This window comes from Salmonella sp. 2020_1459, assembly GCF_043847915.1.
GTDB lineage: Bacteria > Pseudomonadota > Gammaproteobacteria > Enterobacterales > Enterobacteriaceae > Salmonella > Salmonella enterica.
In genome coordinates this window covers 86,751-104,560 of sequence record NZ_JBCMFA010000001.1, presented here as the reverse complement: position 1 = coordinate 104,560, position 17,810 = coordinate 86,751, and the positions used below count along the sequence as shown (strand labels likewise).

The window sequence follows — 17,810 nt, the reverse complement described above, 5'->3', positions numbered from 1 at the left end:
TCAGTTATGCGCGCTATGCAAACGTTGCGGGCGGGTGGGCGTAAAATCGGAACGGTATCGCGCCACGCTCAGATCGTCGTAGGGTATCGCTGGCGTGCGACCCGACAAGATATCGCTTAACAACTGGCCTGAACCGCAGGCCATCGTCCAGCCTAACGTGCCGTGTCCAGTATTAAGCCACAGATTTTTATAACGGGTGCGTCCTACTACCGGCGTGCCGTCCGGCGTCATGGGGCGCAGGCCGGTCCAGAATGTGGCCTGCTCAATATGACCGCCGCGCGGAAAGAGATCGCGCACAACCATCTCCAGCGTCTCGCGGCGCGGTTGCAGTAAGTCGGTATTAAAGCCCACGATTTCCGCCATTCCCCCCACGCGAATACGCTTATCAAAACGCGTAATAGCGATTTTGTAGGTTTCATCAAGAATCGTCGATACCGGCGCGCCGTCTGGCTCGACGATTGGGATGGTTAATGAATAGCCTTTCAGCGGATACACCGGGATATCAACAATGCCTTTAAGCATCGCCGTCGAATACGATCCAAACGCCATAACATACGCATCGGCTTTAATGATCTCATCGGCGCATTTCACGCCGTAAATCTGATCATTTTCGTACAGTAATTTTTCCACGGGAGTATTAAAGCGAAAGGTTACGCCCGCCTGCTCCGCCATGCGCGCCAGACGCTGGGTAAAGAGCTGACAGTCCCCGGTTTCATCATTCGGTAAGCGCAGTCCGCCGGTTAATTTATGCGCAACCTCAGCCAGAGCGGGTTCAACTTCCGCCAGTCGGCTGGATTCCAGGAGCTGATACGGCACCCCGGCATCTTCCAGCACGGCGATATCACGGGTGGCGTTCTCATACTGTTGCGCGGTGCGGAAGAGTTGTAGCGTTCCCCCCTGGCGGCCTTCATATTCGATACCGGTCGCGGCGCGTAGCGTTTTCAGACAGTCGCGACTATATTCCGCCAGGCGCACCATGCGGCCTTTATTTTCCATATAATGCCGGGTATCGCAGTTACGCAGCATTTGCCACATCCACTTCAGTTGAAACGGAGTGCCATCCAGACGCACCGCCAGCGGCGCATGGCGCTGGAACATCCATTTTATCGCCTTCAGCGGTACGCCAGGGGCCGCCCAGGGCGCCGCATATCCCGGTGAAATTTGTCCGGCATTCGCCGCGCTGGTTTCTTGCGCCGGGCCGGATTCGCGATCGATGACGGTGACATCATGCCCCGCCTGACTTAAGTACCAGGCGCTGGTCACGCCAACTACGCCACTCCCCAGGATGACAACTCGCATAGCCACTCCGTTAATAGTAAAAGAACAATCTTCTGATTACATCTTGATAACCCAGATGAAAATATTATTCAACATATGACTTTTTTATGGTGACGTGCTTCACATATACCCTAAAGACAAGCGATCCCACTGGTTTGGGATCTCCTGCTACGCGGCATGGCTATACAGCATAAAATGATGCCAATACCCGATTTTTTGCCGTTCAATGTGGAGGAAACCGCAAAGAAAAGTTTTCACGATCAAGTCGTTTTTTAACATGGTGTTCTATGCTTGAAAGGAGGCGCTCCATACAGAGAGCGTCGCCAACAATGAGGGTGCGCGAATGGCAATGATTGATTCCATGAACAAGGACACCACACGTTTGAGCGATGGACCCGACTGGACATTTGATCTGCTGGATGTCTATCTGGCAGAGATAGACCGCGTGGCGAAGCTCTACCAACTGGATACTTACCCGCACCAAATTGAAGTCATCACTTCCGAACAGATGATGGACGCCTACTCCAGCGTCGGGATGCCGATCAACTATCCGCACTGGTCGTTTGGCAAAAAGTTCATTGAGACGGAACGTCTGTATAAGCATGGTCAACAAGGACTGGCTTATGAAATTGTGATCAACTCTAATCCCTGCATTGCCTACCTGATGGAAGAGAACACCATCACCATGCAAGCGCTGGTCATGGCGCACGCCTGTTACGGCCACAACTCCTTTTTTAAAAATAATTATCTCTTCCGGAGCTGGACGGATGCCAGCTCTATCGTCGACTACCTGATTTTCGCCCGAAATTACATTACCCGCTGTGAAGAACGCTACGGAGTGGATGAAGTAGAAAAACTGCTCGACTCCTGCCACGCGCTGATGAATTACGGCGTCGATCGCTATAAGCGCCCGCAGAAAATCTCGTTGCAGGAAGAGAAAGCGCGACAAAAAAGCCGGGAAGAGTATCTACAAAGCCAGGTGAATATGCTGTGGCGCACGCTGCCAAAACGCGAGGAAGAAAAAACGGTCGCCGAAGCACGCCGCTTTCCCGCTGAACCGCAGGAAAACCTGCTCTATTTTATGGAGAAAAACGCCCCGTTGCTCGAGCCGTGGCAGCGCGAAATTCTGCGCATCGTGCGTAAAGTCAGCCAGTATTTTTATCCGCAGAAACAGACGCAGGTCATGAACGAGGGCTGGGCGACCTTCTGGCACTACACCATCCTGAACCATCTGTATGATGAAGGCAAAGTGACGGAACGCTTTATGCTGGAGTTTTTACACAGCCATACCAATGTCGTATTTCAGCCGCCCTATAATAGCCCCTGGTATAGCGGAATTAACCCCTATGCGCTCGGCTTTGCCATGTTCCAGGATATCAAACGTATTTGTCAGTCCCCCACGGATGAAGATAAATACTGGTTTCCGGATATTGCCGGTTCCGACTGGCTGGAAACGCTGCACTTCGCCATGCGCGATTTTAAAGATGAAAGCTTTATCAGCCAGTTCCTGTCGCCAAAAGTGATGCGTGATTTCCGTTTCTTCACGGTACTTGATGATGACAGGCATAATTATCTGGAGATCTCCGCCATTCATAACGAAGAAGGTTATCGGGAGATTCGATCAAAACTGTCGTCACAGTATAACCTGAGCAATCTGGAGCCGAATATTCAGGTCTGGAATGTGGATTTACGCGGCGACAGATCGCTGACGTTGCGTTATATCCCGCATAACCGCGCACCGCTGGATAAAGGCCGCAAAGAGGTGCTGAAACATGTGCATCGGTTATGGGGCTTTGATGTGATGCTGGAGCAACAAAATGAGGATGGCAGCGTAGAACTGCTGGAGCGTTGTCCGCCGCGCATGAACATGCTGTAATCGAGATGCTGCCCGGTAGTGTTTGCGCTTACCGGGCATCGCGGGATTATCGTCCCTGAATCGCTAAATCGCCGGGCAGATTTTTCTGCATCCGATGCCAAATCTCGCCGCTGTCATGCCCGTAACGTCGCACCGTTTCATACACCTGGTCGTGCGCGCCCTGCTCGCATAACGACGATAATTTATGATAGAAACCCAGTGCCAGACTGCGCGCTTCCGGATTGGCGAAATAGTGGCGACCAATGCGGGTGTATAACCCTTTCATGCCGTTCAGGATCAAGCCGTAAATAGGATTGCCGGAGGCGAATGCCAGACCACGAAAGATGTTATAGTCCAGATCGGCGAATGCATCGGCATGGTCGGCCACTTCGTGGGCAGTGGCCAGCACTTCCTGCGCCTTATCCGGGTGTTGACGCAACGCGGTACGAATAAAGATAGTAGAAATATTGGTACGCACCGACAACAAATTGTCGATCAGTTGCGGAACGCTTTCATGATCAAGGCGGGCCAGCGTTTCAAGGATATTCAGCCCTGACGTTTCCCAAAAATTATTAACCTTTGTCGGTTTGCCATGCTGAATGGTCAGCCAGCCATCTCGCGCCAGCCGCTGTAACACCTCGCGTAATGTCGTGCGCGTCACGCCGATCAGTTCGGAGAGTTCTCGTTCTGCCGGTAAGATCGTGCCAGGAGGAAAGCGGTTATTCCAGATACTTTCAATAATATACTCTTCCGCGAAACCCGCCGGGCTCTGCGCCTTAATGACCATAGTGAGATTTCCATTACACAGCAAAACATAGTTGCACTCATCATACCAGACGGGCGTAACACCTGATAGCGGACGCAATGAAGAAAAAGGGGATCAAGGCACCATTTCTGATATCGCCTGCCAATATCGTTAAGGACTTGCTTGCATTCGTCGCGCTCGCTACTCTCTGTGTTTAAACATAAAAACGCTATTTCATTTTTCTAGGTAAGGAAAAATTTCATGGAGATCTCATGGGGTCGCGCCATGTGGCGCAACTTTTTAGGCCAGTCGCCCGACTGGTACAAACTGGCACTACTTGTCTTTTTAATTATTAACCCATTCATTTTCTTAGCTAATCCCTTTATTGCCGGTTGGCTGCTGGTGGCAGAGTTTATCTTCACCCTGGCGATGGCGTTAAAGTGTTACCCCCTGCTGCCCGGCGGGTTACTGGCCATTGAAGCCGTCATCATCGGCATGACCAGCGCCGCCCATGTACGTGAAGAGGTTGCCGCCAACCTGGAAGTCTTGCTGCTGCTGATGTTTATGGTGGCAGGCATCTACTTTATGAAGCAGTTATTGCTGTTTATTTTTACCCGTCTGTTACTCAGTATCCGCTCGAAGATGGTTCTGTCGCTGGCCTTTTGCGTCGCCGCCGCATTCTTGTCGGCTTTCCTTGACGCGCTTACCGTCGTTGCGGTGGTGATCAGCGTCGCCGCCGGTTTTTACGGGATTTACCATCGTGTGGCCTCATCGCGCGGCGAAGAGAACGATATGCTGGACGACAGCCATATCGATCCGCATTACAAAACGGTACTGGAGCAATTCCGCGGATTCTTACGTAGCCTGATGATGCATGCGGGCGTGGGGACGGCGCTGGGCGGCGTCATGACCATGGTCGGGGAGCCGCAAAACCTGATCATCGCTAAAGCGGCTGGCTGGCATTTCGGCGACTTCTTTTTGCGGATGTCGCCTGTCACCGTCCCGGTACTGGTATGTGGACTGTTAACCTGTATGCTGGTCGAGAAAATGCGCTGGTTTGGCTATGGCGAAACGTTGCCCGAAAAAGTCCGCGACGTTTTACAGCAATTCGACGATCAAAGCCGTAAGAAGCGCACCCGCCAGGATAAAATTAAACTAATAGTCCAGGCGATTATTGGCGTCTGGCTGGTTACCGCCCTCGCCCTCCATCTCGCGGAGGTGGGACTGATTGGTCTGTCGGTCATTATTCTGGCCACCGCGTTAACGGGTGTCACCGATGAACACGCCATCGGCAAAGCGTTTACCGAGTCGCTGCCGTTTACTGCGCTGTTAACCGTTTTCTTCTCCATTGTGGCGGTTATTATCGATCAACATCTTTTCGCGCCGATTATTCAGTTCGTCTTGCAAGCCTCTGAACACGCGCAGCTAACGCTGTTCTATCTCTTTAACGGCCTGTTGTCTTCCATCTCGGATAACGTCTTTGTCGGCACCATTTATATCAACGAAGCGAAGGCGGCAATGGAAAACGGCGCTATCAGCTTAAAACAGTTTGAGCTTTTAGCCGTGGCCATCAATACCGGTACTAACCTGCCATCGGTAGCGACGCCAAATGGTCAGGCGGCATTCTTATTCCTGCTGACCTCCGCGCTGGCGCCGTTAATCCGTCTCTCCTATGGCCGTATGGTCTGGATGGCGTTACCGTACACTATCGTACTGACCCTGATAGGGCTACTGTGCGTCGAATTCACTCTTGCGCCGGCCACCGAATGGATGACTCAGGCAGGATGGTTAGCAACGCTTTCGTAACGTTTGGCCGGGCAATACACCGCCCGGCTCCGATTTTTGCCTGATAATTATCCAATTACACATTATTTCATTTCCCGCTAGTGGCGCACGAATTGAATTGGTTTACACTGCGGTCTCTACGCATGTTGCAGGGAAATTATTATGTTGCGATTTTTAAACCAGTGCTCACGGGGTCGGGGCGCATGGTTACTGATGGCGTTTACCGCCCTGGCGCTGGAAATGGTGGCGCTGTGGTTCCAGCACGTCATGTTACTTAAACCTTGCGTGCTATGTATTTATGAACGTTGCGCCCTGTTTGGCGTGATGGGCGCGGGTCTGGTCGGCGCAATAGCGCCGAAAACGCCGCTGCGATACGTGGCAATGGTTATCTGGATTTACAGCGCCTGGCGGGGTCTACAACTGGCGTATGAACATACGATGATTCAGTTGCATCCCTCGCCGTTCATGACCTGTGACTTTATGGCGCGCTTTCCAGACTGGTTGCCGTTGGGTAAATGGCTGCCACAGGTGTTTGTGGCATCCGGTGATTGCGCCGAACGCCAGTGGTCGTTTTTAACGCTGGAGATGCCGCAATGGCTGTTGGGGATCTTTGCCGCTTACCTTGTGGTGGCGATAGCCGTCGTCATAGCCCAGGCATTTAAGCCTAAAAAACGCGACCTGTTCGGTCGTTGATACACACGCTCCTTCGGGAGCGTTTTTTTTGCCCGAAGCGTTGTTTGCCTGTGATTAAAAGGTGTATATTAAATACATCTTTTAATCACCACATCAGGGAGATGTCTTATGTCCCACTTACGCATCCCGGCAAACTGGAAAGTTAAACGCTCTACCCCCTTTTTCACCAAAGAGAATGTTCCGGCGGCACTGCTCTCTCATCACAACACAGCGGCAGGCGTTTTCGGACAACTCTGCGTGATGGAAGGCACCGTGACCTACTATGGCTTTGCGAATGAAACCGCGACAGAACCCGAAGTGAAAGTGGTGATTAATGCCGGGCAATTCGCCACCAGTCCGCCGCAATACTGGCATCGGGTAGAGCTGAGCGATGATGCGCGGTTCAACATTCATTTTTGGGTAGAGGAAGACCATCAGGGCGAGGAAATGTATCAACAGAAAAAAGCCTGACATCGGTAAACCAGTCACCACTGGGCGGCGTCCCGCCCAGTAGCCAGGTGATTAATGGCGCTAATTAAACGCTAGAGTAGTTTAATTTTAACGTGGTATCCCTCAAGCCCTTTCATCGTTTCTCGCGGCGCGAACTCTATTTCGGAAACCTCTTGCCCGGTTTTCTTCCGTAGTTCGGCGACCTTTTTGCTAATGAGTGCCGCGATTTCCTCTTCTGCTTTATGTGTCAACTCTTCGCTGTTCATTGATTTCCTCCTTTGAACTCGCAAACGGCTAAGCGCAATAAGACAGTGTCGTCATGGACGCGCTACTATTTTAACGTACAAAAAATTATAGGCTATCTTTCTGAGGATTATCAGGATGTTTCACTTTGAAAGATGTAAAAAACCGCCTGGCACAGACGGTGCATCAGGCGGTTGGTTAATAGCACAAGACGCTATCTACGAGGATCTTCAACCTCATTCTGGGTATCCGGGTCGAGAGGATCGTCTCCCTCTGGCGTATCCGGAATATTTTCACCAGGAAGCGGCTCATCCTCTGGTAATGGATCGACTAAATCAGGACGTTCAGACATAAAGCCTCCAACGAACCATAGTTATTAAAGATACCCTACAGCACTACTTTTGGTTTTTCTTTGGATTTTTTCCTTCGTCTTCGGGTGTCTTATCAGGCTTCCTGGGCTGATCCTTTGAAACGCGCAACGGTTGGTTATTCATGGGGTAACTCCTCAGGATAGGCAGCGATATACTGCTTTGAAAGTATAGAGTCGCCACCATACGTGCGCGAGCGCAGCGACAAGGCGCGTCAGGGAGGAGTAGAAGGCAGTGATAACGCCAGGTGACGGAATTTGCACGCAATTCCTGATTTCAGGGGTCGCCCGGCGTAAATTAAAGAATTGTAAACAATCAGCCGTTTTGCCGAAGACTTATTCTGCCCACGACGGTTTATTTAAAATATGATCCTGCCAGTCCCGTACTTCAGATTCTTTAACCGCGATATGACGGACAGAAATTCGCTCGCCATGCATAGCGGCTTTCGATCCAGTCAGCAGCGGATGCCACGTCGGCAAGGGCTTACCTTCCGCTAACAAACGGTAGGCGCAGGTCATCGGCAACCATTCAAAGTCTGGCAAGTTTTCGCGAGTGAGTTTGATACAGTCGGGTTCAAATTCAAAACGGCGTTCATAATGACGGCACTGGCACGTTTTGATATTTAATTGCCTGCACGCCACGTTGGTGAAGTAGATTTCATCTGTATCTTCATCCATCAGCTTATGCAAGCAGCATTGACCGCAGCCATCGCACAGCGACTCCCACTCGGCATCGGTCATTTCATCCAGGGTTTTACGTTGCCAGAAAGGTGTATCGCTCATTAAAGTATCCGCCATTGCACTAAAGCTGCACCTTATAACCAGTCTGGCCTGCAGATGCAAGTTTTACCACCGCTGAAGGCGGCAAGCAGATTTTACAGAACGCGGGTAGACAACGTTTCGCCATTAAAACGAATGTCCAGCTCATCGCCGCTTAATAATGGCCCCACGCCTGCCGGCGTGCCGGTTAGCACCACGTCCCCGGCTTTGAGCGTAAAATAGCGGCTCATATAGGCGATAAGGGGCACAATAGGATGAATCATATCCGCGGTCGACCCTTGCTGGCGAACCTCGCCATTAACGTTAAGTCCGATAACCGTATTTTGCGGATCGCCGCAGAAGGCCGCAACAGGGATGAAGCCTGAAATCGGACATGCGTTATCAAAACCTTTGGCTTTTTCCCAGGGCTGTCCGGCCTTTTTCATTTTCCCTTGAATATCGCGCAGGGTTAAATCAAGCGCCACGCCATAACCGGCTATCGCTTTACATACATGATCTTCGGTCGCCTGGCGGAGCGTTGCGCCAATCAGCACGGCAAGCTCAACTTCATGATGAACAGCGCCCATATCCGCCGGAATCGCCAGCGGCTGGCGAATATCACACAATGCGGTTTCCGGCTTGATAAAAAGCACGGGTTCTTCCGGCGTCGCGCTGCCCATCTCCTTGATGTGATTTGCGTAATTACTGCCCACGCAGACCACTTTACTTACCGGGTAATCAAGCAAGGCACCTTGCCAGTTACGATGTTGATACATATTTTCCCCTAAGATCATGATGGAATTCAGGCGCGGCGCCGAATACCGTTTAACGGTCAGCGTGCGACGTATTTTGTCCCACCGAAGAAAGATGTTGTTTCAGCAAATCTTCCGGCGGCGGCGGCAATTGTAAATAATAGCCCTGCTCGCTTAACGCCTGTTTTACTTTTTCGAGCTCGGCATTGACTAATTTTTTACGTCCATCAAGCGGCAGCATCATCGCTAACTGCGGCTGACCGAATCCTTTCATCAACGCTTCAGGCACCCGTGAAAAATCGTCTTTTTTTTCGACATACAAATAGGTTTGATCGCGCTTGCTACTTCTATAGATCACACAAAACATACTTTTACTCTGAATTAACGGGATGGTGACTTGCCTCAATATAATACTGACTATAACATGCCTTCTGGACTTCGGAATATCACTCCGTATCGGAGATGATAAATAGCAAATTGAGTAAGGCCAGGATGTCAAACACGCCAATCGAGCTTAAAGGCAGTAGCTTCACCTTATCAGTGGTTCATTTGCATGAAGCGGAACCAGAGGTTATTCGTCAGGCGTTAGAAGACAAAATAGCGCAGGCTCCTGCGTTTTTAAAACACGCCCCTGTCGTTATTAACGTTAGCGGTCTTGAAAGCCCGGTAAACTGGCCGGAACTGCATAAGATCGTGACCTCAACCGGCTTACGCATTATCGGCGTGAGCGGCTGTAAAGACGCCAGCCTGAAAGTAGAAATCGATCGGATGGGTCTTCCTTTACTGACTGAAGGTAAAGAGAAAGCGGTTCGGCCTGCGCCCGTTGAGCCGGCAACGCCCAGCGAACCGCCGCAAAACGCTAATCCCATCACAAAAACGCGATTAATTGATGTTCCGGTTCGTTCCGGTCAGCGCATTTATGCTCCACAATGTGATCTGATTGTTACAAGTCACGTCAGCGCTGGCGCAGAGCTTATCGCTGACGGCAATATCCATGTCTATGGCATGATGAGAGGTCGCGCGCTGGCAGGAGCGAGCGGCGATCGGGAAGCGCAAATTTTTTGTACCCATCTGACGGCAGAACTGGTCTCTATCGCAGGTGTTTACTGGCTGAGTGATAAAATCCCGGCAGAATTTTATGGCAAAGCGGCGCGCCTGCGTTTAGCAGACAACGCTTTGACAGTTCAACCGTTGAATTGATCCCTTTTTAACAAGGAATTTTTATGGCACGCATTATTGTTGTTACTTCGGGTAAAGGGGGCGTTGGCAAGACCACCTCCAGCGCGGCCATCGCTACAGGTTTGGCCCAGAAGGGAAAGAAAACTGTCGTCATTGATTTTGATATCGGACTGCGTAACCTCGATCTGATTATGGGTTGCGAACGTCGTGTCGTTTACGATTTTGTAAACGTCATTCAGGGCGATGCGACACTGAATCAGGCGCTGATCAAAGATAAGCGTACTGAAAATCTCTTCATTCTTCCGGCGTCGCAGACCCGGGATAAAGACGCGCTGACGCGTGAAGGCGTCGCTAAGGTACTGGACTCACTGAAAGCGATGGACTTTGAGTTCATTGTTTGCGACTCGCCGGCGGGTATCGAAACCGGGGCGCTGATGGCGCTCTATTTTGCCGATGAAGCGATCATCACGACTAACCCTGAAGTCTCTTCTGTCCGTGACTCGGACCGTATTCTGGGTATTCTGGCATCGAAATCTCGTCGCGCAGAAAATGGCGAAGAACCGATTAAAGAACATCTCCTGTTGACGCGCTACAATCCAGGCCGCGTCAATAAAGGCGACATGCTCAGCATGGAAGATGTACTGGAGATTCTGCGTATTAAACTCGTCGGTGTGATCCCGGAAGATCAATCCGTACTGCGCGCATCGAACCAGGGCGAACCGGTGATTCTTGACGCCACTGCGGATGCGGGTAAAGCCTATGCAGATACCGTAGATCGTCTGTTGGGAGAAGAACGTCCTTTCCGCTTCATTGAAGAAGAGAAGAAAGGTTTCCTCAAACGCCTGTTCGGAGGATAAATTATGGCATTACTGGATTTTTTTCTCTCGCGGAAAAAGAGTACCGCTAATATTGCAAAAGAGCGGTTGCAAATCATTGTCGCGGAACGTCGCCGTAGCGATGCCGAACCGCATTATTTACCGCAGTTACGTAAAGATATTCTTGAGGTCATTTGTAAATACGTACAAATCGATCCGGAAATGGTTACCGTCCAGCTTGAGCAAAAAGATGGTGATATCTCCATCCTTGAACTTAACGTAACGCTGCCGGAAGCCGAAGAGTCAAAATAAGCTCTTTTATGGGAAAATTCCTGGATTAAAAAAGGCAGAAGAATCTGCCTTTTTTATTTTTTTACATTATTCCGAATACGGACATTTATTTCACTGGCCGTTTTCCCGGCAATTACCGTCGTTAACGCGGATACTCCTGCAACAGAAGAGTTAACTTCTCCGCCATCAGTTCGGCGCGCCAGCCGGAAATCAATTCCGGTTGCCCATTTTGCGGTTTTAATTTCCAGTGCCAGTTAAGCAACTGATTAATCTGCCGACGCGATGCCAGTAGCTCGCCGCTGACGTGATGCGACGCGCTCACCTCCGCCACCAGCGCTTTGATGGCCTTAAACGCTTTGCGATAGCCCGGCATGTCCATCAGATTCAACAGGGGTTCCGGCAATGCCTCTTCCGGTAGCGCCTGTGCTTTCGCCACCAGCGATATCAACGTCTTGCCGTGAAAACGAATCTCGCTGCCGGAAAGCCCCAGGCTATCCAGCTCACCGAGACTGCCCGGCATATAACGCGCGACCGCCCACAGGTTTTCTTCACGCACAACAAAGTTCACCGCCATATCGCGCTCACGCGCCTTACGTAGCCGCCAGTCAGCTAAAAGTTGCAGACAGGCTAACTGGCGAGTACGCAGTTGCCAGGCATTGGTGATATCCCGCCATGCTTCTTCCGGCGCCTGAATCTCCTGACGACGCTGCTGCATCAATCGGCATTCATCAAGCGCGGCAGGCAGCCATCCTGCGGCTTCAGTTTCAATCATCAGCTTTTTGGCGATCGGTAACAGATACCAGACATCCGCCGCCGCGTATTCACACTGACGTTCGCTTAAAGGCCGGGCTAACCAGTCGGTACGAGACTCGCTTTTGTCCAGCGCCACGCCCGTATACTCTTCTACCATCGACGCAAAACCCCACGACAGCGGACGCCCGCAAAACGCCGCCAGAATTTGCGTATCAATCAGAGGTTCCGGCAGTTCGCCAAACGCATTCAGAAATACTTCCAGATCTTCGCTACCCGCGTGCAGAAATTTGGTGATTCCCGTATCGCGCAACACCGCTTTTAACGGCGACCAGTCGCTGATGCCGAGCGGATCGATCAGGGCGACATTTGCCCCGTCAAATAACTGGATCAATCCTAACTGCGGGTAATAGGTGCGGGTACGGACAAATTCCGTATCTAAAGCAATAGCCGGACATGCGCGGACAGCCTCACACAGGCTCGCCAGCGCATCGTCCGTTTCAATCATTTGGTAATTCAAATCGTGTTCTCTTTGGTTCGCGCCAAAAAAAACGCCGGCTTAACCGGCGTCTCTCGTTAGCTGACTTAACGCTCAGGCTTTATTGTCTACTTTGCCACGGGCTTCGTCACGCAGTTCTCGTCGTAAAATTTTCCCAACGTTAGATTTTGGTAATTCCTCGCGAAACTCGACCTGTTTGGGCACCTTATATCCGGTCAGATGGCGACGGCAGAAGGTGATCAACGCATCGTCAGTCAATGCCGGATCTTTCTTAACCACAAAAAGCTTCACCGCTTCGCCGCTACTACCGGAAGGCACGCCAACCGCCGCGACTTCCTGCACGCCAGAATGCTGCATCACCACATCTTCAATTTCGTTTGGATAAACGTTGAAACCAGAAACCAGAATCATATCTTTCTTACGATCGACAATCCGCAGAAAGCCGTCTTCATCCATAACCGCAATATCGCCCGTATGCAGCCAACCATCTTTAATGATTTCATCCGTCGCGTCAGGACGCTGCCAGTATCCCAGCATAACCTGAGGGCCTTTCACGCAAAGCTCTCCGGCCTCACCCGGCGCGACTTCGTTATCATCGTCATCCACCAGTTTGGCTTCTGTTGACGGTACAGGCAGGCCGATACTGCCGCTGTGATAATCAATATCATGCGGGTTGACGCTCACCAGCGGGGCGCACTCGGTCAGCCCGTAGCCTTCCAGCAGGTATTGCCCGGTCAGCTTTACCCAACGTTCCGCAACGACGTTTTGCACCGGCATCCCGCCGCCGGCTGACAGATGCAGCGAAGAAAAATCCAGCTGTTGAAACTCTTTATTATTGAGCAGGGCGTTGAATAGCGTATTAACGCCAGTCATCGCCGTAAATGGATATTTCGCCAGCTCCTTGACCAGGCCGGGGATATCACGCGGATTGGTAATCAGCAGGTTTTGCCCACCCAGCTCGATAAAAAGCAGACAGTTCATGGTTAAGGCAAAAATGTGATACAGCGGCAGCGCGGTCACTACCAGCTCTTTCCCCGGGTGCAGCAGCGGCCCATAGGTCGCTTTCACCTGCTCCAGATTCGCCAGCATATTGCGGTGGGTCAACATCGCGCCTTTCGCCACGCCCGTCGTACCGCCAGTATATTGCAGGAAAGCCAGATCTTCAGCGACAACCTCGGGTTTGACATACTGCATACGGTAGCCATGCTGTAGCGCGCTGCGAAACGAGATCGCATCTGGCAAGTGGTATTTTGGCACCAGACGCTTGATGTATTTCACGACAAAGTTAACAACCGTACCTTTGGCGGTAGAAAGCTGGTCGCCCATGCGCGTCAGAATAACGTGCTGTACCGACGTTTTCTCGACTACTTTTTCCAGCGTATGGGCAAAGTTAGAAACAATAATGATTGCCGCCGCGCCGCTATCGTTAAGCTGATGCTCAAGTTCGCGCGGCGTGTAAAGCGGGTTAACGTTCACCACAATCATGCCGGCGCGTAAAATACCAAATAGCGCGACGGGATACTGCAACAGGTTTGGCATCATCAGCGCCACACGGTCGCCTTTTTTGAGTCCCAGCCCTTGTTGTAAATAAGCCGCAAATGCCCGACTACGTTCTTCTAATTTACGGAAGGTCATTACCTCCCCCATATTAACGAACGCAGGCTGATCGGCATAGCGCGTCGCCGCATGTTCAAACAGTTCAACCAGGGATTGATAACGGTCAGGGTTGATCTCCGCCGGAACATCAGCAGGATAACGGTTAAGCCAAACCTTCTTCAATGCATCACCTCTAAAATGAGTGTTCGTCGTCATCACAACCCCAGTTAATAAACAAGTCGTTAACATTATATTAACTCAGTGTACCAGTTTATTAATTACGCAACTGAAAGGTTGCGAAGCGCGTCACTATTTATTTTTATTATGTCTCTATGAATGCAGAAACAGCGGACCAGCCGCTGTTTCTTTTATTGATAAAACAAAGAGTTACTCTGTTACTATCGTCTGAACCTCTGCGGGTCCAGGGTTATACCACCCCCAACCGCCATAGCCATAAGGCCAGGCGCGTCCGCCGTAAAACCACGGATCGATCGGCTGTGGAGGCATGACGACCTGCTGAACAAGATGCCAGCGTTTATAGCCGGTAGCCTGCATCAGCATAAATTTATACGGCGTATTGCCGATTTTACCATCAACCGTGCCGGTTATCGGGCCGACAACGGTAACTAACTGGCCACGGAAGTCCACCGGGTCCAGAAAACCGTTCACATCGGCAAAAATTCTGCCGCGCGAGGCTTCGCCCAGAACAGGACGCGCGCCGCTGTCGAGCGGTACGGTCGCGATTTCAAGCCGGGTTTTTCCCTGCTGATTTTGTACCGCCACAACTTTGCCGCCAAAACGCGCCTCTTGCCCGATATAGAGCTGCGGCGCATTCATCACCCGCACCAAATCCTGCTGCGGCGTCGGACTCGAACCTTTAATGGCATCCGGGATAGTCACGCAACCGCTCAGCATAAGCGCAAAAGCGCACGCCAGCGCCCCTTTTATTAACCGTTTTTGAACCGCCATGATGCGACTCCTTTTTCTCGACCTCTATTCCACCCCACAGCATAAAGTATGGGGGGTAATAGTAGTGAGAGTCATTCTTTGCCGGGAAGTTTCTTCCACGCCACTTCGTTACGCAAATAAACCGGCTCGGCATGTTCCACGGCAACGGTCTCTCCTGCCGCCAGCTTTTGACTGGCGATGGGCAGCATATCTTCCGCTGCCGGGAGCGACACCTCCCCATCATGAAGCGTCAGGCCGCACTCCTTCGCCAGATCGGGCCACGCGGACCAACCCGTTCCTACCGTCGCCCACTCGCCGGAAAGCTGTTTCAACCGCTCGCCGACTCGTTCCGGTTTCAGCACCGCTTCCGTCTCTTCGCCCTGCCAGACGCCCTGCGCATCACGCTGGTATTCCGCCCAGTACACTTCGCCCATCCGCGCATCAATCGCGGCGAGTACGCGGGTCGCGCCAGTTTTACGCCATGCGCCCTGCGCCATCGTGGCAAGCGTCGAAACACCGATCATCGGCAGATTTGCCCCTAACGCCAGCCCTTGCGCAATACCAATGCCGATACGCACGCCGGTAAAGCTGCCCGGACCGCGCCCAAACGCCAGCGCATCTATCTCATTGAGCGAGACGCCGCTGGCGGCCAGAATCTCCTGCACCATGGGCAGGATACGTTGAGTGTGTTCTCGTGGACAAAGCTCAAAGTGAGCATTGATAGTACCGTTGTTCCACAGGGCGACAGAACAGGCCTCTGTGGCGGTATCGATAGCCAGAATTCGCATGAGGTTTCGTGCTTAGATCAATAAAATAGCGCGCATCTTACCATACTCCGTAACAAATTACTCGGCGGATGGAATCGCAAGAAAGCGAACGGCACGGGCGATATCACGCGTGCGCGGCGCAGGAGGCAGGCTGGCGAGAAACGTGGCGCCATAGGGCCGCATCACCAGCCGGTTATCACAAATCACTAACACCCCGCGATCGTCCGCATCGCGAATTAGCCGCCCCACCCCCTGCTTCAGCGTAATCACCGCATCGGGCAGTTGAACCTCATCAAACGGATCGCCACCGCGCAAACGACAGTCTTCCATTCGCGCTTTTAACAACGGGTCGTCCGGGGAGGTAAACGGCAATTTGTCGATAATCACCAACGATAACGTATCGCCGCGCACGTCCACCCCTTCCCAGAAGCTGCTGGTGGCGACGAGCAGCGCGTTGCCGGCGCTAACAAATTGCTGTAACAGTTGGCCTTTACTGGTTTCCCCTTGCAATAACACTGGCAGCGTCATGGTGGCGCGAAACTGCTCCGCCAGATCGCGCATCATGGCGTGCGAGGTGCACAGCATAAAACATCGCCCGTTATTGGCTTCGATAATCGGCCTGAGCATAGCCGCCAACTGTCGCGCCGCGCCGGGCTGGTTGGTTTGCGGTAGGTTACGCGGTACGCAGAGTAACGCCTGGCGCGTATAGTCGAATGGGCTGGGCAGCAGCATGGATTCTGCCTGTTCAATTCCCAGACGGGCGGTAAAGTGGTGAAGATCATCATTTACCGATAACGTGGCCGAGGTAAAAATCCAGCTACCGGGTTTCTGTTCCATCACCTCTTTGAATTTGTCCGCCACGGTGAGCGGCGTCAGCGCCAGGGTGAAATGGCGCGAAGTGCACTCATACCAGTAGCTGTATCCCGGCTGATTGATCTCTTTTAAGCGTTTCAGCCGTGAACGGTATAGCGTGGCGCGTTCAAAAGCCGCATCCAGCAGCGCCGAACGGCCCAGCAACAGCTTCGCCACGTCGTAACAAAGCTCCAGCGTATCATCCAGCAGTAAAAATGCCCGTTGGATACGTGGGTCGGCTAACAGTTCACGCAAATTTCCCCGGTAGCCGGGCTCCCCCAGTTGCAGACGAAAATCCTGGGCGCTCTGGGCAAGGCGATCGGCGCATTTTTGCAACTGTTGAGTGTCTTTCAGTTCCGTCCGGTAGGCGATGGTGATGTCTTTTGCTAAATCCAGTAACTGACGGCTGGAGAGCGATTGTCCGAAATACTGGCTGGCGATGTCAGGCAGTTGGTGGGCTTCATCGAAGATCATTACTTCAGCCTGAGGGATAAGTTCGCCAAACCCGCTCTCTTTAACCACCATATCCGCAAGAAAAAGGTGGTGGTTTACAATCACCACATCCGCGTCCATCGCCTTTTTACGCGCTTTCACCACAAAGCACTCTTTGTAGAGCGGGCAATCGCTGCCAAGGCAGTTGTCGTTGGTACTGGTGACCAGCGGCCAGGCCTGGGAATCTTCCGCCACGCTGACGCAGGTGCTGATATCGCCATCCCGCGTCTGATTTGACCAAGAGCGCAGCAATATCACGTCGCTTAACGTTTGTACCGGTAAATCGCCGCCCGCCAGCGCTTGTTGTTCCAGACGCTCCAGGCAGAGGTAGTTTGAACGTCCTTTCAACAGGGCCGTCTTACCGGTAAACGCCAACGCTTTTGCTACCGTCGGCAGATCGCGGCTGTAGAGTTGATCCTGCAACGCTTTCGACCCGGTCGAAATAATGACTTTTTTCCCGGCGCGCAACGCCGGAGCGAGGTAAGCATAGGTCTTCCCGGTTCCGGTGCCGGCTTCAACAACCAGAGGCTGCGCATTTTCAATCGCTTGTGTTACGGCAACCGCCATTTGTCGCTGTGGTTCGCGCGGTTTAAAGCCAGTTATCGCTTTGGCCAGTTGGCCATCTGCTGCAAAATCGTCCGTCACACTGCCCCCTGTTAATTTGCACAGGGGATTATGTCAGGGTAGAAAGGCTTACGCCAGTTACAGAGGTGAC

Annotated in this window: 19 protein-coding genes; 7 read left to right on the top strand and 12 right to left on the bottom strand. The window is 52.0% G+C overall.

The window, feature by feature from the left end; genetic code table 11:
• Positions 1–1,299 carry a D-amino acid dehydrogenase gene (locus tag ACH0VJ_RS00590; RefSeq protein WP_001266938.1) on the bottom strand — a complete coding sequence of 433 codons (1,299 nt, stop codon included), beginning with the start codon at positions 1,297–1,299 and terminating at the stop codon, positions 1–3.
• 322 nt (positions 1,300–1,621) lie between these two features.
• Between ACH0VJ_RS00590 and ACH0VJ_RS00585 the strand changes: the two genes are divergently transcribed.
• On the top strand, positions 1,622–3,154 hold the full coding sequence (locus ACH0VJ_RS00585; protein ID WP_001240762.1) for a SpoVR family protein: 1,533 nt from the start codon (positions 1,622–1,624) through the stop codon (positions 3,152–3,154).
• A gap of 46 nt (positions 3,155–3,200) precedes the next feature.
• On the opposite strand, the gene fadR is transcribed toward ACH0VJ_RS00585, so the two are convergent.
• Complete coding sequence (gene fadR / locus ACH0VJ_RS00580) at positions 3,201–3,920, bottom strand: fatty acid metabolism transcriptional regulator FadR (RefSeq protein WP_000234826.1); 720 nt, start codon at positions 3,918–3,920, stop codon at positions 3,201–3,203.
• Between the two features lie 219 nt (positions 3,921–4,139).
• Here fadR and nhaB point away from each other — a divergent pair, with 219 nt between their 5' ends.
• From nhaB to ACH0VJ_RS00565, 3 genes are all read left to right on the top strand, one after another.
• Positions 4,140–5,684, top strand: a complete 1,545-nt coding sequence (gene nhaB / locus ACH0VJ_RS00575; protein WP_000406423.1) for a Na(+)/H(+) antiporter NhaB — start codon at positions 4,140–4,142, stop codon at positions 5,682–5,684.
• 141 nt (positions 5,685–5,825) lie between these two features.
• The gene (dsbB, locus tag ACH0VJ_RS00570) at positions 5,826–6,356 is read left to right on the top strand and encodes a disulfide bond formation protein DsbB (protein ID WP_000943475.1); all 531 of its coding nucleotides are present in this window, start codon (positions 5,826–5,828) and stop codon (positions 6,354–6,356) included.
• Positions 6,357–6,464: 108 nt separating this feature from the next.
• Positions 6,465–6,806 (top strand): DUF1971 domain-containing protein, encoded by a 342-nt coding sequence (locus ACH0VJ_RS00565; protein ID WP_000018967.1) that lies wholly within the window; start codon positions 6,465–6,467, stop codon positions 6,804–6,806.
• Positions 6,807–6,877: 71 nt separating this feature from the next.
• Here the strand turns inward: ACH0VJ_RS00565 and ACH0VJ_RS00560 are convergent, their stop codons facing one another.
• The 5 genes from ACH0VJ_RS00560 to ACH0VJ_RS00540 form a co-directional block, all read right to left on the bottom strand.
• Positions 6,878–7,051, bottom strand: a complete 174-nt coding sequence (locus ACH0VJ_RS00560; RefSeq protein ID WP_001083582.1) for a GnsA/GnsB family addiction module toxin — start codon at positions 7,049–7,051, stop codon at positions 6,878–6,880.
• A gap of 191 nt (positions 7,052–7,242) precedes the next feature.
• Positions 7,243–7,380, bottom strand: coding sequence for a hypothetical protein (locus ACH0VJ_RS00555; protein WP_001519337.1), 138 nt, complete (start codon positions 7,378–7,380; stop codon positions 7,243–7,245).
• Positions 7,381–7,731: 351 nt separating this feature from the next.
• A complete protein-coding gene (locus tag ACH0VJ_RS00550) occupies positions 7,732–8,178 on the bottom strand; it encodes a YcgN family cysteine cluster protein (protein WP_001285703.1) in 447 nt (148 codons plus the stop codon).
• 92 nt (positions 8,179–8,270) lie between these two features.
• Positions 8,271–8,930, bottom strand: coding sequence for a fumarylacetoacetate hydrolase family protein (locus ACH0VJ_RS00545; RefSeq protein ID WP_001537367.1), 660 nt, complete (start codon positions 8,928–8,930; stop codon positions 8,271–8,273).
• Positions 8,931–8,979: 49 nt separating this feature from the next.
• Complete coding sequence (locus ACH0VJ_RS00540) at positions 8,980–9,273, bottom strand: YcgL domain-containing protein (protein WP_001537109.1); 294 nt, start codon at positions 9,271–9,273, stop codon at positions 8,980–8,982.
• 125 nt (positions 9,274–9,398) lie between these two features.
• Here ACH0VJ_RS00540 and minC point away from each other — a divergent pair, with 125 nt between their 5' ends.
• The 3 genes from minC to minE are packed head-to-tail and all read left to right on the top strand — an operon-like array spanning position 9,399 to position 11,212.
• Positions 9,399–10,106 carry a septum site-determining protein MinC gene (gene minC / locus ACH0VJ_RS00535; RefSeq protein WP_000072527.1) on the top strand — a complete coding sequence of 236 codons (708 nt, stop codon included), beginning with the start codon at positions 9,399–9,401 and terminating at the stop codon, positions 10,104–10,106.
• Between the two features lie 23 nt (positions 10,107–10,129).
• On the top strand, positions 10,130–10,942 hold the full coding sequence (gene minD, locus ACH0VJ_RS00530; RefSeq protein WP_000101047.1) for a septum site-determining protein MinD: 813 nt from the start codon (positions 10,130–10,132) through the stop codon (positions 10,940–10,942).
• 3 nt (positions 10,943–10,945) lie between these two features.
• Positions 10,946–11,212, top strand: a complete 267-nt coding sequence (minE, locus tag ACH0VJ_RS00525; RefSeq protein WP_001185666.1) for a cell division topological specificity factor MinE — start codon at positions 10,946–10,948, stop codon at positions 11,210–11,212.
• A gap of 121 nt (positions 11,213–11,333) precedes the next feature.
• Here the strand turns inward: minE and rnd are convergent, their stop codons facing one another.
• The 5 genes from rnd to ACH0VJ_RS00500 all read right to left on the bottom strand — a co-directional run bounded on the left by rnd (position 11,334) and on the right by ACH0VJ_RS00500 (position 17,740).
• Positions 11,334–12,461, bottom strand: coding sequence for a ribonuclease D (gene rnd / locus ACH0VJ_RS00520; protein WP_001109128.1), 1,128 nt, complete (start codon positions 12,459–12,461; stop codon positions 11,334–11,336).
• A gap of 72 nt (positions 12,462–12,533) precedes the next feature.
• On the bottom strand, positions 12,534–14,219 hold the full coding sequence (fadD, locus tag ACH0VJ_RS00515; RefSeq protein ID WP_000758418.1) for a long-chain-fatty-acid--CoA ligase FadD: 1,686 nt from the start codon (positions 14,217–14,219) through the stop codon (positions 12,534–12,536).
• A 204-nt stretch (positions 14,220–14,423) separates the two neighbouring features.
• A complete protein-coding gene (locus ACH0VJ_RS00510) occupies positions 14,424–15,005 on the bottom strand; it encodes a Slp family lipoprotein (protein WP_000290594.1) in 582 nt (193 codons plus the stop codon).
• Positions 15,006–15,076: 71 nt separating this feature from the next.
• On the bottom strand, positions 15,077–15,772 hold the full coding sequence (gene tsaB / locus ACH0VJ_RS00505; protein WP_001221017.1) for a tRNA (adenosine(37)-N6)-threonylcarbamoyltransferase complex dimerization subunit type 1 TsaB: 696 nt from the start codon (positions 15,770–15,772) through the stop codon (positions 15,077–15,079).
• 57 nt (positions 15,773–15,829) lie between these two features.
• The gene (locus ACH0VJ_RS00500) at positions 15,830–17,740 is read right to left on the bottom strand and encodes an ATP-dependent DNA helicase (protein WP_000128800.1); all 1,911 of its coding nucleotides are present in this window, start codon (positions 17,738–17,740) and stop codon (positions 15,830–15,832) included.
• Positions 17,741–17,810: the final 70 nt, after the last annotated feature.